The organism is Sphingobium sp. B11D3B, from assembly GCF_025961735.1.
Lineage (GTDB): Bacteria > Pseudomonadota > Alphaproteobacteria > Sphingomonadales > Sphingomonadaceae > Sphingobium.
Map to the genome: position 1 here is coordinate 2,416,331 of NZ_JAOQOF010000001.1, position 21,513 is coordinate 2,437,843.

Consider the following 21,513-nt stretch of genomic DNA (forward strand, 5'->3'; position numbering starts at 1 on the left):
TATCAGCGGTCCGAGACCGAGCCTCGCCGCACGCGCTGCACGAACACCGCGCCCCGGCCGGCGGCTGCGATCTCGTCCTCCGGCGCATCGACTTCGACATAGCCGATCGCGTTGGTCATCCTATCGAGCAGCGGTATCAGCCGCGCATAGTTCAATATGCCATCGCCCGGCGGGACCAGCCGGTCATGCTCCGATGGCCCGCGCGATGGATCGACATCCTTGAAATGCATGGCGAGGACGCGCGGCCCCAGCGTGCGGATTAGCGCAAGCGGGTCCGCGCCGCCCAGGACGGCCCATGCCAGATCGATCTCGAAATCTACTTCGCCGGGTGCAAACCGCTCCGCGATCAACGCGAGCGGGGTCTCTCCCTCGAGTGGAACATGATCCCAACCGTGATTGTGGAAAGCCAGACGCACGCCTGCGTCGCGTGCCGCGTGGGAAAGGTCGTTCAGTCGCGGGAGCCACGCCTCGAACGCCGCGCGCATCGTCTTGCCGGGGACCGCGCCCTCGAAGAACACCGGCGCGGCCGATTGCGCGACAATCGTTGCGCCGATCTTGCGCGCTGTGGCCATCTGCATTGCCGGCGCCACGCCGTAACCCAGCCGCACGACGCCGACCGACAGACCGGCATCCCGCACCATCGCGGCGACCTCGACCGGATCGGGCGCCGGCGGCTGGCGGGGGGAGAGCGCGGCGAGCGGGAAACCGAAATGGGTGTACCCCATCGCTTTGGCGGCCTTGAGAGTCCCCGCATAGTCGCGCTGGAGCGCCTGCGCGACGGTGATACTCGCCAGTCCAAGCGGCCCGGCTTCTGCCGCGGGCCGAACCAGCGAAGGCGTGCATCCTGCCGCGAACGCAGACACCGCGCCCGCCACCACTGCGCGACGGGCAACGCCAGAATCCGACTCAGTTGCCAACCGGTTCGACCTCAATGGCGGACACCAGCGCCTCGCCAACGGAAGCCTTGAACTGCAGCGTCAGCATCTGGCCCGTCACATCGACTTCGAACGTCTCACGCACGGCCGCGCGGACGGCGCCAGCCTGGGCGCGAATGTCATAGGCTTGCAGGACCGGCCTGCCATTGGCGGTGACGCTGAACCGCCGCTCGCCGACGCCCTTGTCTGGCTCCACAAAGCTCAGCGTGACGCGGTAACGGCCATCGGCGGCGGGGATTCGGTATTGGAACGCCTTCCCCTGCCGAAAACTCGCGACCACATCGCGCCGATCCGTTCCGCTAATCTCGGCGAGGACGGCCTGGCGGCCGCGTCCGCCGGGCTGATCGGTCGTGCCTGCCGTACCGCCGACGAAGAATTCATCCGAGCCGAACTTCACGTGCGCGCGCGCGGCGACGAGCGCGCCGCTGTCGATGCGGAAGCTGCGGGCCTGCGCCGGCGCGACGGTCCAGTCGATCCGATCCATGACCGGGCCGGACGGGAACACGCCACGGGCTTCGATGACATTGCCGCCCTGCTTCAGGCGCACGGCCGGCCATACGCATACACTGTCGGGGCAATCCTTCAGACCGCCCAGCGTGCGGCCATTCACCGTGAGCAGGGTCTCCGGGGCATTGCTGTAAACGCGAATGTCGGTGACGGGATAGGCGCGGTCCACATAGCGACGGCCGTTGATGTGGACGGTCGGCTTGTCGGACCAGTTCGCGCGATAGAAGTAGAAAATGTCCTTTCTGATTTTGCGATCATAGGTGACGATGCCCTTGGTATTGATGTCCTGCGCATCGCCCTCGCGCCGCACCGTCGAGCCGAAATCGAAGCCGTTCCACAGCCAGATGCCCCAAAGATCGCGCCGATCCTTGAGCACCTTCCAGCTCTGCTCATGATACCAGGAGAAGAAGGCTTCCGGCTGGGTCCGCCCAGCAGATTCAATCGGGCCGCCCAGCGGATTGTCCGATGCCATGTTGGCCGCGCCGCCAGCCCCGATCTCGCTGATCGAAATCGGCTGATCGGGTCGCTTGGCGCGCAGTTCATCGAGATGCGCGCCAAGCTGATCCGGCTCGCCATAATACCAGCCATAATAACGGTTGGCGCCGACGGCATCGACCGACTCCGCAACGGGCGGCACGTCGGGCATGCCTCGCCCTTCACAGCATTGCGCCAGCACGACCGGCCGTAGCGGATCGACCGATTTGGCCAGCGCGTTCAGCTCGTCAAGCAGCGGGCGCGGATTGGCCAGCACCTCCGGTGGGCGGCCCAGAAAGTCCGGCCGGCCCGGGCCGAAATCCACTTCATTGGCGATGCCCCACACCGCGACCGAGGCGTGATTGTAATTCTGCTTGATGAGATCCTGCAATTGCATCCGCGCATTCTCGCGAATGCCCGCCGGCGCTTCGGTCTGGTCGCGCGCATTGGTCCAAGCCGTCACCAGCGCGATCTCGTCCCACAGGATGAGGCCATAGCGGTCTGCGAGGTCGTGGATCGGCTGGCCGTGCTGATAATGGGCGAGGCGCAGGGAATTGGCGCCCATATCGCGCATGATGTCCACCGTCTCTGCCACGTCCTTGGGCGTCATGGCCCAGTCGGCGGCTTCATTGTCCTGATGCAGCCCCACGCCGACGAGCGGCGTACGCTTGCCGTTGAGGAAAAAGCCCTCCTTCGGGTCGAGCCTCAGCGTGCGGATGCCGAAGGGCTGGTCCAGTGCATCGAGCAATTCGCCGGTGGCAGACCGCATCTCGAAGCGCAGCGTGTGGAGATAGGGATCGGCCGTGCCGTTCCACAGATGCGGATTGGCGACGACCAGCGCACCGCGCATCTCCCTGACCGCGCCAGCGGCCAGCTGCGCCGTCTCGCGCCATGTCGCGACCGCCTTGCCGCGATGATCGAGCAATTGCGCGTCGATCGTCACCGGCTGCGCGGAGGCGCTGTCGTTTCTGAGCCGCGCGAGCAGATCGATAGTCGCCCGGCCGCTCTCAACGCTGCGGGTCGCGGCGTAGATGCCCGGCCCGCCATGATCGAGCATGTCGATATGGACCGGATTGGTCATGACGAGACTGACCGGCCGATACAGCCCGCCCCGCACAAAGAAATCGCCGGTCATCGGCAGCACGTCCTCAGTGCTGTTCCCCAGACGCGGCTGGGTGTTGTCGACTTTCACGTAGAGCGAATTGGGCTCGCCGAAGCGGATCACGCTGCTGGCATCCAGGCGGAAGCGACCGAACGGATTGCGATGCTCACCCAAGCGCACGCCATTCAGCCACACCTCGGCCGTCCGGCTGGCTGCATCGAATTCCAGAAAGGCGCGCTTGCCCGCATTCGCCGCGGCGGGCGTGAAGGTCAGCTGATACCAGCCGACGCCCTGGGTCTTGTTGACTGTCTCCGCCGAGTTCACATGTGTTTCCGGATCGGAGAGATAATAGCCGACGCGATTCCAGCTGTGCGGCACCGAGACCGGCTTCCAGTTCTCCGGCTTCGGGTCATGCGCGGCGGGACCGGCCTCGCCGACCAGATTAAACTGCCAGCCGTCCGCCAGCGCCATTCTGGTGCGCACGTGCTCGCTGGCCTGATCGCTGGACGACACCGCGTCTCGGGCAAGCGATGGGGAGGCATGGCTCGTTGCAGCGAGCGCTAGAACCAGCGCCATCGATGTCATCATCCGCATATCTATCTCGCCTTCTTCATGTCCTAGTGCGCGTCTTCAGGCAGGAGTTCGCCGGTCAGTCGCGCGCCGCGCCACCTGCGGGACGCTGGGCGGGCGCGGCACGGAAGAACGCCAGCCTGCGCTCGTCCGGCCAGGCAGAGATATGTGCATCAGCCCCGAGTTCGAGCAGGCGCGGACGGGCCGGGTCGAACGTCACCCATTTGAGTTGCTGCGTGTCCGGCTTCCCCGAGCGGGCAAAGGCGACGAGCGAATCCGTCATCGCGCTGCTGAACGCGCGGTCTGCCTGGGACCAGTCCCGCATGGGGCGGAAGCGATTGAAGCTCTCGATCGTGGAGAGCCAGAACGGCACTTCCGAGGTGTGGTAAGCGCCGGCCGTCGCGGGATCGAGGTCGGGGATGTGCACCCCGGCCGGGTAGGAATGCGGGCGGGCGAACATATAGCTGTAAACCGGCGCTTTGCCTTTCGCGACCTGCGCCCGCGCCCAGGCATCCATCGCCGCCGCCATCGTCCCGTCCCGGTCCGCAACCCGCGCCTGCGCTTTCGCTTCAGCATCGGTCGCCGCGGGGTAAAGCTTCAGGAAGGCGTCCGCACGATCGCCGAAGACGGCCGCAGCCCGCGCCTTATAGTCAGCCAGCGTCTGCACAGGGCCGAGGCCACCGAGCGATTCATCGCGCGTGAAGCCGAGCACGAGCGGGACATCGCTCTGGGCAGAGCGGTTGAAGGCCTCGTCAATCGGGTAAGGCAGCACATAGCCATCTTCGATCGGGCCGACCGGCGGAGATCCGGGCACGCGCGGCACGACCAGCCGGTCGGCGGGCATGGCGCGAAGATCAGCGAGGTTGCTGCCCTTCCAGATGACCTGCAGCCGCACGCCATCTTGCTCGGCCTGCGCCAGGGGACGCATGGCACCCGGCCCCGCCGAGCCGATGAGCGCACCGCTCATGCCCACGGCGCGCTGGAAAAGACCCTTGGCAAGCGGGCTGGCCTGCAAAGCGAGAACCGACATCGACCCGGCCGACTGACCAGCAATGGTCACATTGGAAGGATCGCCGCCAAATTGCGCGATGTTCTCCTGCACCCAGCGCAGCGCGGCGATCTGGTCCAGGAAGCCATAATTGCCCGATGCTTTATGCCCCGATTCAGAGGTCAGTTCGGGATGCGCGAAAAAGCCAAGCGGGCCGACGCGATAATTGAGATTGACGAAGACAATGTCCCGCGTGGCGACAGTCTCGCCACCGTACAGCGCCATGCTGCCCGCCCCAATGAAGAAGCCGCCCCCATGCAGGAAGATGATCACGGGCGCCTTGTTGAGTCCCGGCTTGGCCCAGATATTGAGATAAAGGCAGTCTTCGCTAGTGACTTCCGCGCCGGAATACTGGTTGGTCAGGATGCCGCGCTGCTGCTGCATGCATTGCGGGCCGAACCGGTCGGCATGATAGATGCCCTTCCAGGCCGTCACCGGCTGGGGCGCCCGCCAGCGCAAATCCCGTACCGGCGGTGCAGCATAAGGCACGCCCAGAAACGCGCGAACGCCGGAGGGCAGCATCCGTCCCTCAATCGCCCCCGCCTGCGTCGTCACCCGCGGCTCGGAGGCGCCAACGGCCTCCCCAGCCAATGCCGGGGAGGCCGCCGATAACGCGCCGAGGAAAAAGAGGCCAGGACCACGCCATTGCTGAATGAACCCTCTCAAACGGGCAATCGTCATGGTACTGTCCTCTCTTTCAGTTCTGTTTCGTTCCGTTGATCGGAACGGTTTTAGTTGCTGGCTCCAAAACCGACCCGGAGGCGGACGCCGACATAGCGCTGATAGTTGCGCGGAACCTGCTGGATCAGCGTCGGGGCCGAATATCCATTGCCCGTATAATCGGTGATGGACGTCAGATACGCCTTGTTGAACAGGTTGTTGACGAAGAACGACAGATCCCAGTTCACAGCGCCCGTGCTGCGCAGGCCAATGCTGGCATTGGCGATGCCATAGGCATCGAACTTGGTGAGCGGGTTGCGATCCAGCGAGAAGTTGACATCATCCTGCCAGGCATAGTTCGCGCTCATATAGGCGTTGATCTCGGTGCCCTGAATGGGCGCCTCGTATACGCCACCGACGTTGAACTTGAAGTCCGGCGAATTGGCGAGACCAACGCCGGCCAGATCCTGCACGAACGTGGTCGTGCCCGGAATGGCGACGCAGCCCTGCGCGACCGTCTGACCAGGATAGCAGCTCGCGCCCGGGAATTCGCGGATCTTCGCGTCGACGTAAGCGGCCGAACCATAGAGATTGAGGTTCGGAGTCGCCCGGATGGAGCCCTCGAACTCGATACCCTTGGTGCGCAGCTTGCCGACATTCTTGAGAATGAATTGCGGCGCACCGGCGATGAATTCCGCGCTCTGCGCCTGGAAGTCGTCATAGTCGGTCCAGAAGCCGGTGATCGCGAACGATCCACGGTTGCCCCAGAAGCGACCCTTCATACCGACTTCGTAAGATACGGAATGCTCGGGCTTGACGAGATTGTCGATCCGCGACTGGTTGAAGCCCGACGAGATGTCGTAGGCCTGCCCCTTATAGCCCTTGGCGATGGCGGCATAGACCATCACTTCGTCGCTCACGAACTGCTGCAGCGAGGCCTTGCCGGTGACCGCCGTATCGCTACGCTGATCTTCGTAGACGACAGGCGTTGCCGGCCGATTATCGCGATAGAACACGCCGACGGTCTCGCGATTCACGCGGCCGCCGAGCGTAAGCTTGGTTGTCGGTGTGAAATTATAGCCGAGCTGACCGAAGGCGGCATAGCTTTCCGTCGATGCGGTCGAATCCCAATCCTGACGGAGGAACGACAGGAAAGACGGCGCCGAACGGATGAAGCGGCGATCGGTATTGCCATCGGCATAGAACAGGCCGACCATATACTCGAACGGGCTGGCGCCCCGCGAGGTCAGGCGCAGTTCCTGGCTGAACATCGTCGCATCATATGGGCCGCCCTGATAGAGGGTCGGCGCGGCAGAGAAGTCGAGATCCTGACCGGATTCCAGCTTCCAGCGCTGATAGGCGGAAACCGATGTCAGCGTCGCAAAGCCCAGGTCAAGATCGGCTTTGGCCGACAGCAGATACTGGAAGCTGTCAGCGCGCGGATCGCCATCGAAGCGGACATTGTCGTTGCCGACGCCCGGCCGGATGCCGCGCAGGTCAATCGCCGCGCCATTCTGGGTCGCGCCAGGGGTCACATAATAATAGGTCGGCGCGTTGCCGTTCGACTTGGTGTTGCTGTAATTGCCGGACAGCGTGAGATCGAGGTTGCCGGCACCGTAAGTGAACTTGCCGCCAAAACCGTAGCTTTCCGCGCCATTGAGGCGATGACCGTTGGTCAGGTTGTTGATGTAGCCTTCACGGTCCGAATAGAAGCCGTTCAGCCGGAAGCCGGCGTTCTGGCCGATGGGACCGGAGAGCATGGCGGATACCCGCGTCTCGTCATCATTGGTCAGGACACCTTCGACATAGCCGCTCAGGTCACGCGTCGGGTTCTTGGTCGTGATGTTGACCACGCCGGCAGACGCGTTCTTGCCGAACAGGGAATCCTGCGGCCCACGCAGAACCTCAACCTGCGCGATGTCATTCAACCCGCCACCGAACGCCTGGCCCTGCTGAAGCAGTGCCACACCGTCCACGACGATCGAGACGGCCGGCTCGGTGCTGGTCGAAAAGGAGAAGGTGCCGATGCCGCGGATCGAGACGGACGACGACGCCGAATTGCCCTGCTCGTTCACTGTCAGTGAGGGCGACACGCGGGTGATGTCGGAAAACTGGGTGACCTGCGCGGTGTTCAGCACCGCCGAGTTGATCACGCTGACCGCCGCCGGAACTTCAAGAATGTCCTGCTCCCGCTTCTGGGCGGTCACGATGATCGCTTCCGGCTCAGACCCTGCACCGGCTTCGGGCGCGGCGCTCTGGGCGAAGCCAGGCGTTGCGACCGCACAGGCCGCCGCCAACGCAGCAGACGCAACGGAAAAACGTAGGAAAGAACGCATTTAGGGAGATCCTCTTACCAAAACTCGGAACCGAACCGGACTTGGCCAAGTCACTGCGGATAATTGGTCATGCCACATTGTAGGCAGAATATAAATGGTTGTGACGGGAAAAATCAGCACGCTGAACGAAAACGGCTAATTTCAGCCGCCACTTTCACATTCGACTGTTGTAAAGAAACCGCGCAAAGGTGTCTGGCCAATCCGCTCAATCCGCGATAGCATCGCCGCTTTCCTCTGGCAGAGGGTCGACATAGAACAGGTGGTCATGGCATCCGAACCGATCAGCGGCAGAGACCGACTTTATCAGGCAATCGCGCACCAGTTGCTGGAGGTGTTCGGGAGCGGGCGCTACAAGCCTGGCGACCGGCTACCCACGGAGCGGGAACTCGCGATCCAGTATAATGTCAGCCGCCCGACCATCCGCGAGGCGATCATCGCGCTGGAGGTTCAGGGCATCGTCGAAGTCCGCGTCGGCTCCGGCGCCTATCTCAAAGGCCTGCCCAGCGCGGGCGATCCTGCGGCATTCAATGTCAGCGCCTTCGAACTGACCGAAGCGCGCTTGCTGCTGGAAGGCGAGGCGGCCGCGCTTGCGGCGGCGCAGATCACCGACGAGGAGCTCGCCACGCTGGCGCAGCTGATCGACGAGATCGCGACGGAGAATGAACGCAACGCCGGCACGGAAGACGCGGACCACCAGTTCCACCTGACCATCGCGCGGGCGACGCGCAATTCGGCGATCGTGAACCTCATCGACAATCTCTGGTCGTTGCGCGCCAAATCCCCCGAGACCGCGCTCCTCTATGCCAAGGCGCGATCGGCCAATGTCAAACCTGTCATCGACGAGCATCAGGTCATTCTCGATGCGCTGCGGACGCGCGACCCCGCCAAGGCCCGCGCCGCCATGCGCGCGCATCTGACCGCGGTTCTGGACAGTCTGCTCTTCGCGACCGAGGAAAAGGCAATCGAGGAAGCGCGCAAGGCATCGGCATCGAAGCGCGCCCGCTATGAAAGGGCGATTGCCTGAGCAACGCGCCGGGCGCCCCCGGCATGCCCACTCAGTAGGTCAGGCCAAAGCCGAACGGATAGAGCGTGCCGCCCGGCGTCTCGGCATAGCCGGGCGCGTCGGAATGCTGCCGGTCGACAGCATCGAGTGAGGCAGGCAAGGCAAATGGCAGGCGCCCGGCCGGGGCCTGCTTGCCGGTCAGCACATCGATCTGGGCCGCATCGCTCGCCCCGAAGCTGGCGATGATCGCCCCGGCATTGCGCAGGCCGCTGGCTTCATCCAGCACGTAAGGCTGGCGGAAATAGATATTGAGGATCACGCGGCGCGGATCGCCGATTTCGCGCATGACCGCCTGAATGTCCGCCAGCGATGGATAGACCGACCAGCTCTGCGCCTTCGCCATGGCGGAAAAGGACAGCATCCCTGCTTCCCAGGGAAACGCGCCGCCGAAAATCAGATTGTCGTCCACGCAGGTGACGTCCTTGCTGACACCGGGCGCCGTGCAGGGGTCCTGCTCACCCCAGCTTGCCTGCCGCTTGCCCGTCACGCGGTTGGCGATGCTGATAGCCGGATCGACCGCGCGCCCGCCGGCTTCGGTTGACTTGCTGGAATAGCGCCGCGCCCCGTCCATGCTCACGCGGACATTGATGACGGCATAGTCCGTGCCCGCCGGCACGGCCGGACGGGCCTGCCCCTTTTTAACGTCATAATTGCCGTCAGTGGCGGCAAATCCCCGCGCGGCGAAATCAGCACCGGCAAAGCCCATGGTGTAGATGCGACTGCCCGGGCGGAGCGGCAACACAGCCGAGCCGTACACCTTCTGATTGTGCAGCAGCACGAGCGACCGCCGCTGAACATCCAGCCCCAGCGCGCGATGCTCAGCCGTGCCGATCATCTGCGGCGCTGCCTCGGCGTCGACATAGGGATTTTCAAACAGGCCCAGCGCGAATTGTTCGGTCAGCAGCCGCTTGACCGCCGGATCGATATCGCCTGCTTCACTGAGCGCGCCCTGGGCAACCAGATCGACGATCGTGCTCTTGCTGCGGAACTCGGAGAGAATATCCGTGCCAGCGCGAATGGCGAGCGCGGTGCGATCCGCGACGGTGTACCCCTTACCAGTCGCCGGATTTGTGCGACTGTCTTCCAGACCCCATCCGCGCTCTTCGATGATGCCGCTGTCCGAGTTCACATAGCCGCGAAAGCCCAGCTCATCCCGCAGAATACCCGTGACGATATGCCGCGAGAACGCCATGCCCAGACTTTCGACCGCCCGCCCGCCATGATGCGCATCCACCGGCACGCCATAATAAGGCATGATCGAACCCACGCCGACGTCGATGGCTCGCTGGAAGGGGCGCAGATGATAATCGAACCCATACCGTCCGCTCGGATCGGTGTAGAACTGGTCCTTGCCGAATGTGTAATGCGCATCCAGCCCGAGCTGCTGCGGCCCACCGCCGGGGAAGTGCTTGAGCGTCATGCTGACTGCGGTGGCTGGTGAGAGCGCAAGGCCGCCCTGCCCTTTCTCGCCCTGCAGCCCTTTGACGAGCGCCGTCACGATATCGCCGACCAGATCGGCATCCTCGCTGAACGTCTCATGGAAGCGTGACCAGCGCGGCTCCGTGCCGAGATCCGCCATATAGCCATACATGCCGCGCAAGCCGATGGCCCGCCACTCCTGGCCCATGACACGCGTAAATCCGGCGATGACGGACATGTCGCCCCGCAGATTGGCGGGCGGAGCGCCATCGGCCGCACTGAGCGGCGCCGCGGCACCGAGCGCTGCGGCCGCCAGCCCCGCCTCTTTCGGAAACTCTGTGAAAGCGCCGGCGCCCTGACCAATGCCGAACGTCGGGCTGACCTCGACATGATTCCGCGCATTATCCTTGAACAGCGCGGGGATGCCGAGCCGGCTTGCCTCACGCATTTCCTGCACCGCATTGGTGAACCGCGCCATCTGCAGCGGCGTCTGCCGATAGCCGCCCCGCAGGCGAAAACCGGTCAGGCGGACGGAGCAATCGGCCGGCTCTGTCGCCACCGTGGCGCGCAGGATGAACCGGCTCATATGCTCCTGCTGGATGAGCGCGCGGCCATCCGCCGTGATCGACCCGTCGCAATCCGGATTCTGGGTCGCGATGAGCATGGTGCCGGCCTTCTCGGCCAGCGTCATGCGCTTGACCAGATCGTTGGCACGCATGTTGGCGGGCAGGCGCCAGTCCTCATAGGGCTCCAGCGTGCCGGACCCGTTCAGATCCTTGAACCGCAGGCCGTTGAGGGTCAGGATCGGCTTGGTTCGCGCTGCGATATCCGGTTGCGCCGTCGTGCTTGCCGACGATGAACCGACCGCCGCTTGCAAACCGGTACAGCCGCTCATCATGACAGCGAGTGCACATAAAGATGCCGAACGCAGCATGATTCCGGACCCGCCCATCGCCTTACTCCCACATCGTTTCTTAGAGGATCGAACCAGCCCGGTCCGGCTGTGTCCGACCATAGGGTTCCGCTTCCGCTGCGGGAATAGCGCCCCGCCGCTGGACCACCCATCCGGCGAGGCGATTGCCCGCTGCTGCGGCTTCTGCTGCCGATGCTCCTGCTAGCCGATGCGCGAGATAGGCGCCGTTGAAGGCGTCCCCGGCGCCCGAGGTATCGAGCGGGCGGCTGACGACGACCTGCGGCGGCACCATAGCGCCGGCGATCATCGCCCCAGCCGCCCCCATCTTGACAGCGACTTCCGTCACGCCCCGCGCGCGCCAATGCGCCGCGACATCCTCGCAACGATCGACGCCGGTCAGCGCAGCTTCGTCCTCCAGCGTCGGCAGACCAATCGTTGCGACGCCCAGTGCCGCCTCATGCCAGCGCCTTGCAGTCTCTGGGGATTCCCATAGCGCAGGCCGATAATTGCTGTCGAAGGCGACCTGCCCCCCCGCCTCGCGACAGTTCTGCAAAATGTCCAGCAGGCTCGACCGGTCCTGATCCGGGAGGATCGCGAGCGTCACCAGCGAGGTGTAAATGAGTTGCGCAGCCTGTGCCGCCGCCGCGAGCCGATCCTTGCCAATGAGCGGCACCAGCCGCCGAGCGGCGCTGTCGCTGCGCCGATAGGTGAAGGAGCGCTCGCCCCGTTCGTCGGTCGCGATGAAATAGATGCCGCACTCATGCGCCGGACTGCGCGCCACGCATGAAAGGTCCAGCCCCTCGCCCTGCCACTGTGCCGCGAGAAAATCGCTGAAGTCATCGCGACCGATGGCCGTCGCAAACTCGGTCTCGATACCGAAGCGGGCGAGGTGGATGGCCGTGTTGACCACATCGCCGCCATGGGCCTGCCGCCAGCACGCATCCTCCCGCCGGAACTCGACCATGCCCTCGCCGATCGCGAGAACGCGCATCACCAGTTCCACATGCTGCCGTCGGACAGCCGCGCGACCGGCAGATAGGCCGGCTTGTAGGGATATTTGGCGGCCAGGGCTTCATCGATGTCGACACCATGACCGGGCGTCTCGCCGCAGTAGAGAAAACCGCGCTCGAAATGGTAATCATGGGGGAAGACGGCGTCCGTCTCCTCGGTGTGGCGCATATATTCCTGAATGCCGAAATTCGGCACCCAGGTGTCGAAATGCAGCGCCGAGCCCATAGTCACCGGCGAGAGATCGGTCGCGCCGTGGCAGCCCGTGCGGACCTGATAGAGTGAGGCCAGATCGGCGATGCGCCGCAGATGCGACACACCGCCCGCGCCCACAATGGTCGTGCGGATATAGTCGATCAGCTGGTTCTGGATGAGATCTTTGGCATCCCAGATGGTGTTGAAGATCTCGCCAACGGCCAGCGGGGTGACTGTGTGCTGGCGGACCAGCTTGAAGGCTTCTTGATTCTCCGCAGGCGTGACGTCTTCCAGCCAGAACAGTTGATAGGGCTCGAGCATCTTGCCGAGATTGGCGGCTTCCTGCGGCGTGTAGCGATGGTGGCCATCATGCAGCAGATGATGGTCGAACCCGTAGGTCTGGCGCAGCTTGTCGAACAGCTTGGGCACATGGTTGAGCGCCTTGCGCGTATCCCAGCCGGTGACGGAGGGCAGCGCGGCATCGGCCGGCTCATAATAGAGCTTGCCACGCCCGACGCCATAGGCGTCCTTCACATTGGGAATGCCCGTCTGCGCGCGGATCGCCTGATAGCCCATGTCGATATATTCGCCGACCGCATCGACGGTCTCCTCGATGTCCGAGCCATTGGCGTGGCCGTAAACCATCACCCCATCGCGGCTACGCCCACCCAGAAGCTGGTATAGCGGCATATTGGCCATCTTGGCCTTGATGTCCCAGAGCGCGACATCCACCGCCGCAATGGCCCGCATGGTCACCGGTCCGCGCCGCCAATAGGCCCCGCGATAGAGATATTGCCAGATGTCCTCGATCCGCCTCGGGTCCATGCCGATGAGGCAGGGCGCCACATGGTCCTGCAAATAGGACACGACCGAAAGCTCCCGCCCGTTGAGCGTGGCATCGCCGATTCCATAAACGCCCTGATCGGTCTCGATCTTGAGCGTCACGAAATTGCGTCCGGGACAGGTGACGATGACCCGAGCGGCAGTTATCTTCATTGCAGGCAAAGCTCCCGATGAGTGTCCAAGCATTTTTCGCCTGACAATCAATACTAGATTGGTCAGGCATTGTATGGCAAGGGGTCATTTCCGGTCGTCAGGGAGAAGGTCATGAGTCCACTGAAACTGCATCCTGATCGGCTGTTTCCTGCGGACTCCACCACGCGCGCAATCGCTCGCCACCTTTATGCGCAGGTTGCGCACCTGCCGATCGTGAGCCCCCATGGCCATACTGACCCGCGCTGGTTCGCGGACAATCAGGCATTCACCAATGCCGCAGACCTGCTGCTGATTCCGGACCATTATCTCCTGCGGATGCTCTACAGCCAGGGCATTCCCATGGAGAAGCTGGGCGTGCGGCGGCGCGGCGAAGCGGCGGAGACGGCGCCGCGAGAGGCATGGCGCATCTTCGCAGCCCATTATCATCTTTTCCGTGGCACTCCTTCCCGGCTCTGGCTGGATTGGGTGTTCGCCGAAGTATTCAGCCTCGCCCAGCGGCTGGATGCGAACAGCGCCGACGCATATTACGATGCCATCGCAGAGCAGCTGGCGCAGGAGGCGTTCCGCCCTCGCGCGCTGTTCGAGCGCTTCAATATCGAAGTGATCGCCACCACCGAGTCCCCCCTCGACAGTCTCGACCATCACCGCACGATTGCCGCCAGCGGATGGTCCGGCCGGGTGATTACGGCTTATCGCCCGGACCCGGTGGTCGATCCCGAATTCGAGGGATTTCGCGACAATCTGGTGCGCTTTGGCGAGTTGGCCGGCGAAGATTGCTTCACCTATGGGGGCTATCTCGCCGCGCACCGCAACCGCCGAGCGTTTTTCGCCCGGATGGGCGCAACTTCAACCGATCACGGCCACCCAACCGCTGCGACGGCGGACCTTGACGACGCGCAGGCCCGCGCTCTTTTCGCGCGCGTCATTGCCCCGGACGTGAGCGCCGCGGATGCCGAACTGTTCCGCGCGCACATGCTGACGGTCATGGCCGGCATGAGCATCGAGGATGGATTGGTCATGCAAATCCACCCTGGCTGTTTCCGCAATCACAATCCCTGGCTGTTTAAGCATTTCGGGCGGGACAAGGGCGCGGACATTCCTGTGCGCACCGAATATGTCCACGCGCTGCGGCCACTGCTCGCCAAATATGGCCGCGATCCGCGCCTGTCCCTCATCGTCTTCACGCTGGATGAAACGACCTACAGCCGGGAACTGGCTCCGCTTGCCGGCCACTATCCGGCACTCAAGCTCGGCCCGGCCTGGTGGTTCCACGATAGCCCGGAAGGCATGTGGCGCTTCCGGGAGAATGTTACGGAGACAGCGGGCTTCTACAATACGGTTGGCTTCAACGACGATACGCGCGCCTTCATGTCCATTCCCGCGCGCCACGATGTCGCGCGCCGGGTCGATTGCGCCTTTCTCGCGCGGCTGGTCGCCGAGCATCGGCTGGAGGACTGGGAAGCTGCCGAACTCGCGCAGGATCTCGCCTATAATTTCGCCAAGGCAGCGTACAAACTATGAGGCTCTCCGAGCAGACCCTCGCCTCGCTCGATCCGCGCGTCACCCGCGTGCCTTATGATCGCGCCGCCGGCAGCAAGCAGATCGTCCATCTCGGCCTGGGCGCCTTCACGCGGGCGCATCAGGCCGTGTTTACCGAAGATGCCATTGCGGCCTCGGGCGAGGTCTGGCGCATCATCGGCGTCTCGATGCGCAGCGCCACGGTGCGCGATCAGCTCGCGCCGCAGGATTGCCTGTTCACCGTGACCACCAAGGGCGAAGGCGCGCCTGCGACGCGGCTGGTGCGCTGCCTGAGCAATGTCATTGTCGCCCCGGAAGACCCGGCCCGTCTGGTGTCCGCCATCGCCGATCCCCAGACCCATATCGTGACGCTGACCGTGACCGAGAAAGGCTATCACCTTTCTGGCAGTCAGGACGACGCGCTCGACCCGCTACTGGAGGACGATCCCGCGAACCCGGCGCCGCGCACCATCTACGGTTATCTCGCGCAGGGCCTGCAGCAGCGCCGGGACCAGGGCCTGCCGGGCCTCACAATCCTGAGCTGCGACAATCTCGCGGACAATGGCATCCGCTTGCGGGCCATGCTGCTCACGGTGCTGACCGGCGCCGACCCGCAACTGGCCCAATGGTGCGCGGATAACTGCACCTTCCCCTGCTCGATGGTCGATCGCATCGTCCCGGCGACGCAGCCCGGTGACATCGACGGGCTGCAGAACGAGATCGGCGTGCGCGACGAGGCGGCAGTGTTCACCGAGCCGTTCCGCCAATGGGTGATCGAGGATCACTTTGCCGGCCCGCGCCCCCGATGGGAAGCTGCCGGCGCCGAGATCGTAGCGGATGTGCGCCCTTATGAGACGGCGAAGCTGCGGATGCTCAACGGCGCCCATTCGGCGCTCGCCTATCTCGGCCTTGCCAAGGGGCATGAGCTGGTCAGCCAGGCCATGGCCGACCCAGACATTGGCGCGCTTGTCCGCAGCCTGATGCGGGACGAAGCCGCCGGCAGCTTCCAGCCGGCCGCAGGGCAAGACCTGCAGGCGTATGCAGCCTCGCTCGAAACCCGCTTCGCCAACCCCGCTTTGCCCCACCGGCTCGCCCAGATCGCCATGGATGGATCGCAGAAAATACCCCAGCGCTGGCTGGCGACGCTCGCCGACCGGCAGGCGCAGGGGAAAGCCTCGCCCGCGATCCTGAAAGCCCTCGCGGCGTGGATCATGCATGTGCGGGGCGACAATCCCCATGTCAGCGACCCGCGCGCGGAAACGCTGGCGCTGGTCTGGAAGCAGGCGGGCCAAGACGGGATTGCCACCGCCCTTTTCGCGGAGGGCGGATTGATCGCCTCCTCGTGGAAACCGACGAGCGATGAACTGGCCGCGCTGTCCCGTCATCTGGAGACGATGGCGGACTGACTTTGCCAACCAAAAAAGGCCTAGGGAGAGAATGACGGTGAATGACAAGCGGCGCATGCCCCTCATGGGCCTGAGATGGTGGATCATCAGCCTCGTCACGATCGGCACGATCCTCAATTATCTCGCGCGCTCGTCGCTCTCCGTTGCGGCGCCAACGCTCATGGAAGTGTTCGGCATGAGCACCCAGCAATATAGCTGGGTCGTCTTCTCCTTCCAGGCCACCTACACGGTGATGCAGACGTTCAGCGGCGCCATCCTGGACTGGCTCGGCACCCGCCTGGGCTTCGCCATCTTCGTGGTGGGCTGGGGCTTTGCCAATATGTGCCACGCCTTTGCCACCGGCTGGTTCAGCCTCGCCTTCTGGCGCGGGCTGCTGGGCAGCTTTGAAGCCGCCGCCATTCCCGGCGGCCTCAAAGTCGTGTCCGAGTGGTTTCCGCCGCGCGAGCGCACCGTGGCGACCGGCGTGTTCAACATGGGCGCCTCCATCGGCAACATGATCGCACCCGCGCTCGTCGCGTTCTGCATCCTGTATTTCGGCTGGCAGTCGGCCTTCCTCATCACCGGCGGCCTGAGCCTGCTCTTCGCCCTGTTGTGGTATTTCGTTTATCGCAGCCCCGAGCAGAGCAAGCGACTGACGCAAGCGGAACTCGCCCATATCCAGACCGCCGGTGACGATGCCGGGGTCATCGCGCGCCCGGCGCACTGGCGCGAGGTGATCCGCACCAAGGGCTTCTGGTCCATCGCCATCCCTCGCTTCTTCGCGGAGCCGGCGTGGCAGACCTTCAATTTCTTCATCCCGCTCTATCTGGTCACGGTGTGGGACTTTAATCTGAAAGATCTCGCTCTGTGGGCCTGGCTGCCATTTCTGGCAGCGGACGCGGGCTCCATGCTGGGCGGCCTCACAGCTCCCGCGCTTATCCGCTGGTTCGGCGTTGACCTGCTCACCTCGCGCAAGTTGACCGTCACACTGGGCGCAGCCCTGATGATCGGCCCGGCCTGCATCGGGCTGGCGACATCCCCGGCCATGGCGATCGCGCTGTTCTGCGTCGGCGGTTTCGCACACCAGATGCTTTCCGGCGCCCTGCTCACCCTCTCGGCCGATCTGTTCGACAAGCGCGCGGTCGGCACCGCGACCGGCATGGCTGGATCGATCGGATGGATCGGCGGCGCCATCTTCACGCTGATCGTCGGCGGGCTCGCGGAGATCGTGGGCTACAATCCGCTGTTCGTCATGCTCGCCGCCTTCGACCTGATCGGCGCGCTGGTGCTGTGGGGATTGCTTCGGTCCGGGAAGGCAAAGGCCGCCCTCAATTAAGATAAGGATACGCGAAGATGGCGATCAGTCGCAGGGATATGCTCGGGGGCCTGGCTGCGGCCAGCGTCGCGACCGGCTGCACGACAACTGCGCAGACAAGCCGGCCCGACCCGAGAGGCAGGCCCAATATTCTGTGGCTGGTGAGCGAAGACAATAATCCCTTCATCGGCGCTTATGGCGACTCGATTGCCCATACGCCACATATCGACGCGCTGGCGCACCGAGGGCTGCTCTACCGGAAGATCTACGCAAACGCGCCGGTCTGCGCCCCGGCACGTTTCTGCCTTCTGACCGGCATCTATCCGGAATCGAATGCGCCGGCGAACCACATGCGCGCCGACGCAAGCCTGCCTGATTTCCTCAAGACTTATCCGCAACTCCTGCGCACGGCGGGCTATTACTGCACGAACAATGAGAAAACCGATTACAATGCCGCCGTCAATCCAGCGTCGATCTGGGATGAATCGAGCGCCAAGGCGCATTACCGCAACCGGCCGGCGAACACGCCGTTCATGGCTGTCTTCAACTTTGAAACCACGCATGAATCGCGGCTATTCGGCATCACCGAAGGCAAGGTGAAGCCCGAACAGGTCCGCGTCCCGCCCTATCTCCCCGACAGCCCCGCCGTGCGGCAGGATTTCGCCAGCTATTATAACCTCATGGAGCGGATGGACGCACAGGTCGGCGAAAAGCTGGCCGAGTTGGAAGATGCCGGGCTGGCCGAGGACACAATTATCTTCTACTTTTCGGACAATGGCGGCTGCATGCCCCGCTCCAAACGGCATTGCCATGAGGAAGGGCTGCGTTGCGCGCTGGTGGTCCATGTGCCCGACAAATGGGCGGACTATGCGCCGGCCGCGATGGGCGACGAGATCGCGGCGCCGGTCAGCTTCATCGATTTCGTACCCACGCTACTGTCCATCGCGGGCATTCCCCAGCCCCCGACCATGCCGGGCACGGCCTTCCTTGGCCGGAAGATCGCAAAACCAAAATCCTATGCCTTTGGCATGCGCAATCGCATGGATGAGCGTTACGACTTCGTCCGCACCGTCGCGGACGGCCATTACCGCTACATTCGCAACTACATGCCGCACCGCCCCATGGGTCAGGTCAATGCCTTCCCTATGATGTTGCGCAGCTATCAGGACTGGTATCGCCGCCATGCCGCCGGAGAGCTTAACGCCGTGCAATCGCGCTTCTTCGAGCCCCGGCCCTATGAGGAACTGTACGACCTCGAAGCTGATCCTGATCAGCTTCAAAACCTTGCCGCCGAGCCGCAGCAGAGCCGCCGTCTGAGCGCTTTACGTACAGCGCTCGACCAGCACATGCTGGATATAAACGATAACGGCTTCATCCCCGAAGGCTCGCCGCTAGAGGGCTATGAAGCCAGCCGCGAGCCCCATGCCTATCCGCTGACGGACATTATGGCTCTGGCCACGCAGGCGGCGACCGGAGACCCGTCAGCACTGCCGGATCTCACCCGGGCCCTGACACACGATAACGAAGTGATGCGCTACTGGGCAGCAACGGGTCTGCTGATCCGCAAAGCACAGGCCGCGCCGGCGCGAGAGACGTTACTCAGCGCAAGCAAGCGCGAAACGTCGGCGCAGGTCCGCGTGGTCATGGCGGAAGCCCTCACGCATCTGAGTGAAGGGGAGCAGGCCAAGCAGATTTTGGCCGAGTTGCTCGCCGCAAATCCTCCGGAAATGGTCGCACTGCAGACTCTTAATGCTCTTACTTATATCGAGCCGGTCTATCGGCCCATGGACATGCTCGCGAGATGGAAGACCGATCCCGGCTATGTCGGGCGCGCGACACGCTATCTCACACGCGTGAGTGAGGGCATTTACGATCCTTCAGTTTCGCTTCTGCCCCCACGAGGCATGTGAAGAGTCAAAGGTAAGTGCGGGGAGCCAGTCAAACGTTCCGCGAGATATCAGTTAGGGCTGGTTGTTTAGCGTAAGCTGCACTGGTCCACGCAGCCATCCGCTTCGCTCGATGATCGGGAACGTCTACTTTCGCGATCGCTTGTCTGTGAAAGTCCGCTACATTGCTCTCCAGCACGCCATTTGCCACAGGCCCTTCCAGAAAACATCAATGGCCGATCGAATGCAGGCCCGATCGACCATTGCGGCACAGCCCCGTCATGGTTCCAAAGTCACCACGGCCCGCCGGTAGCTGGTCAGGGGCGGAGATCCCGAATCCGTGACCTCCAAAATAATGTGATAGGCGGTGTCCTCGGGCACAGGGACGTTCGTGTTCGTCATCCGGTACATCGGCAGAGTGAAACTCACCTCCGTGCTGTCCGCGCCGGTAATCTCAAGGGGCGGCACCATGACGCCGGGCGCCTGGCTTGGCTCTGCATATTGCCACCAGCGATAGGTCAGCTTGTCGCCATCCCGATCATGCGTGCCGGCGGCGGAGAGGCGCACGGTTGCGCCGACCTTCGCCGACAAGGTGACGGGCGCCTTTCCGGCGACCCCGTTCAACACCAGCTCGGGATGGTGATTGGCGCGGCGCATGTCGGGCGAAAGAGTCCAGGCCATCCGTCCGGCAAAATCGTTCTGAAAAGCCTCGCGCCAACGAAACACCGTCGCCTGATTGCTGACCCAGACCTTGCCATTTGCGTCCACAAACCTGTCAGATGCGTCGGCCCGGTGGCCGGCACCTTTGTAGATCGGCAGATAGCGCCCTCCCCAGCCACCCCATTCGGGACGCTCGGGATTATTCAGGCCATTAGGAATCAAGCCCAAAAAGGACGGTGTGTCTCCTTCCATGATGAACTCATGCGGGGGATATAATGCGCCCAGCGGCCCGCGCCTAATATTGGCCTCCAGCCACTCATTGGTGACCATGTCCGCATTCGGCCACTTGTCGTCACGGCGGAAAAGGTCACCAGCAATGCCGATCCATGCGGCGAGGCCATATTGGCCCCAGCCATGGACGCTGGCGATCCAGAACAGGTCCGGGAAGGTCCGTCGCGCCCAAGCGCCGGTATCGTCCTGATCCGAAATGGAATAGATCCGAAGCTTGGAAACGAAGGCCTTCACCTGTTCGGGCGTGCGCGTTTCGCGAACGGTCCACAGGGCTTGCGCAAGATCCGCGCTGCCGCCCCATACGGGGATGTAAACCGGTCGGTCATCGGGGCGATCGACTACTTCGATGATCCGGCGCGAGGCTTCGGTATCCTTGCCCTCGCCCACCGCAGCCATGCCATAAACCGGCGTGCCGCTGACGATTGCGGCCATCAGCGTGCTGGCATCCGGATAGCCGCGGGCATGTTTCCGGAGATTGGGAAGCACCTTCCCATAAGCTTCCACCTGCTCGCGCATAAGCTGTGGCTGAACCCTGGTACGCTGCCAGGTGGAGGTCGTCGCAACAAGGCCTTCGACATCGAACTCGTTTGCATAAAGCAACAAGCGCACAAGAGACTCAGAATCGTCGGGTTCATTTCCGATGTCGGACAAGATCAGGACACGCGACTTCGTTGTATGCAAAGGTTCGGCAGAGGTCGCCGGAACCGAAACTGCCAGCGCCGCAGCGGCGGCGAGCACCATGCTAAATCGAGTGACCATCAGTTCTCCTACCTCAATATCGATGCCCCGTCCGCTATGATGGCGCCGTTGGCGGACGGGCGACCCGGCGGATCAGAAGCGCGTACGAATGCCGGGCTGAACCAGCCTTCCGAGCGTATTCCCGTTACCATAGCCATTGCCAGTGGTCAGGTAGGGAGAACCCTGATCGGACACATTATCCACGTTCGAAGTGAGTTGCGTCTGCTTAGCGAAGGAGAGGCCCTTCAATCCCAAGTGAAGTAAAGATCGACGATGTCCTAGGATTCCGCACGGGATGCAGCGCATTGTATGGAATCGGGGAACCGCCGCGCCGCGACCACTGCGCGCGGCCCGTGATCGGTCCCACATTAGCACTCCGAGAAGTGACCAGGTTGAGATGCCCGGTCCCGTTCGCCGGCTAATCGACATAGATGCCTTTCTCATGTCACTTGTCTTGCGCGAAAGCGCTGGGCGCCGCCGACCGAGCCTCGATA

13 protein-coding genes are annotated in these 21,513 nt (G+C 63.4%); 5 read left to right on the forward strand and 8 right to left on the reverse strand.

Features of this window, described 5'->3' with window-relative positions:
• Positions 1-2 precede the first annotated feature (2 nt).
• The 4 genes from M2333_RS11340 to M2333_RS11355 are packed head-to-tail and all read right to left on the reverse strand — an operon-like array spanning position 3 to position 7,632.
• Positions 3-917, reverse strand: a complete 915-nt coding sequence (locus M2333_RS11340) for a sugar phosphate isomerase/epimerase family protein (RefSeq protein WP_264611819.1) — start codon at positions 915-917, stop codon at positions 3-5.
• A complete protein-coding gene (locus tag M2333_RS11345; RefSeq protein ID WP_264611820.1) occupies positions 907-3,612 on the reverse strand; it encodes a glycoside hydrolase family 2 TIM barrel-domain containing protein in 2,706 nt (901 codons plus the stop codon). The genes M2333_RS11340 and M2333_RS11345 overlap by 11 nt, the downstream gene beginning before the upstream one ends.
• Before the next feature lie 55 nt (positions 3,613-3,667).
• Positions 3,668-5,317 carry a carboxylesterase/lipase family protein gene (locus tag M2333_RS11350; protein ID WP_264611821.1) on the reverse strand — a complete coding sequence of 550 codons (1,650 nt, stop codon included), beginning with the start codon at positions 5,315-5,317 and terminating at the stop codon, positions 3,668-3,670.
• Positions 5,318-5,367: 50 nt separating this feature from the next.
• A complete protein-coding gene (locus tag M2333_RS11355) occupies positions 5,368-7,632 on the reverse strand; it encodes a TonB-dependent receptor (RefSeq protein ID WP_264611822.1) in 2,265 nt (754 codons plus the stop codon).
• Between the two features lie 265 nt (positions 7,633-7,897).
• Between M2333_RS11355 and M2333_RS11360 the strand changes: the two genes are divergently transcribed.
• Positions 7,898-8,656 (forward strand): FadR/GntR family transcriptional regulator, encoded by a 759-nt coding sequence (locus tag M2333_RS11360; RefSeq protein ID WP_181558593.1) that lies wholly within the window; start codon positions 7,898-7,900, stop codon positions 8,654-8,656.
• Between the two features lie 31 nt (positions 8,657-8,687).
• Here M2333_RS11360 and M2333_RS11365 read toward each other — a convergent pair whose 3' ends face one another.
• From M2333_RS11365 to manD, 3 genes are all read right to left on the reverse strand, one after another.
• The gene (locus tag M2333_RS11365) at positions 8,688-11,012 is read right to left on the reverse strand and encodes a glycoside hydrolase family 3 protein (protein WP_264611823.1); all 2,325 of its coding nucleotides are present in this window, start codon (positions 11,010-11,012) and stop codon (positions 8,688-8,690) included.
• A 76-nt stretch (positions 11,013-11,088) separates the two neighbouring features.
• Complete coding sequence (locus M2333_RS11370; RefSeq protein WP_264611824.1) at positions 11,089-12,018, reverse strand: sugar kinase; 930 nt, start codon at positions 12,016-12,018, stop codon at positions 11,089-11,091.
• Positions 12,018-13,226 carry a D-mannonate dehydratase ManD gene (gene manD / locus M2333_RS11375; RefSeq protein WP_264611825.1) on the reverse strand — a complete coding sequence of 403 codons (1,209 nt, stop codon included), beginning with the start codon at positions 13,224-13,226 and terminating at the stop codon, positions 12,018-12,020. Before manD ends, M2333_RS11370 begins: the two co-directional genes overlap by 1 nt.
• Positions 13,227-13,337: 111 nt before the next feature.
• Between manD and uxaC the strand changes: the two genes are divergently transcribed.
• The 4 genes from uxaC to M2333_RS11395 are packed head-to-tail and all read left to right on the forward strand — an operon-like array spanning position 13,338 to position 19,354.
• Positions 13,338-14,747: a glucuronate isomerase gene (gene uxaC, locus M2333_RS11380; protein WP_264611826.1), complete on the forward strand. Its 1,410-nt coding sequence runs from the start codon at positions 13,338-13,340 to the stop codon at positions 14,745-14,747.
• On the forward strand, positions 14,744-16,150 hold the full coding sequence (locus tag M2333_RS11385) for a mannitol dehydrogenase family protein (RefSeq protein WP_264611827.1): 1,407 nt from the start codon (positions 14,744-14,746) through the stop codon (positions 16,148-16,150). Before uxaC ends, M2333_RS11385 begins: the two co-directional genes overlap by 4 nt.
• Before the next feature lie 31 nt (positions 16,151-16,181).
• The gene (locus M2333_RS11390) at positions 16,182-17,465 is read left to right on the forward strand and encodes an MFS transporter (RefSeq protein WP_264605871.1); all 1,284 of its coding nucleotides are present in this window, start codon (positions 16,182-16,184) and stop codon (positions 17,463-17,465) included.
• Between the two features lie 17 nt (positions 17,466-17,482).
• Entirely contained in the window at positions 17,483-19,354 is a 1,872-nt protein-coding gene (locus tag M2333_RS11395) for a sulfatase-like hydrolase/transferase (RefSeq protein WP_264611828.1), read from the forward strand.
• Between the two features lie 255 nt (positions 19,355-19,609).
• On the opposite strand, the gene M2333_RS11400 is transcribed toward M2333_RS11395, so the two are convergent.
• Positions 19,610-21,022, reverse strand: a complete 1,413-nt coding sequence (locus M2333_RS11400; RefSeq protein WP_264611829.1) for a DUF1593 domain-containing protein — start codon at positions 21,020-21,022, stop codon at positions 19,610-19,612.
• Between the last annotated feature and the right edge of the window lie 491 nt (positions 21,023-21,513).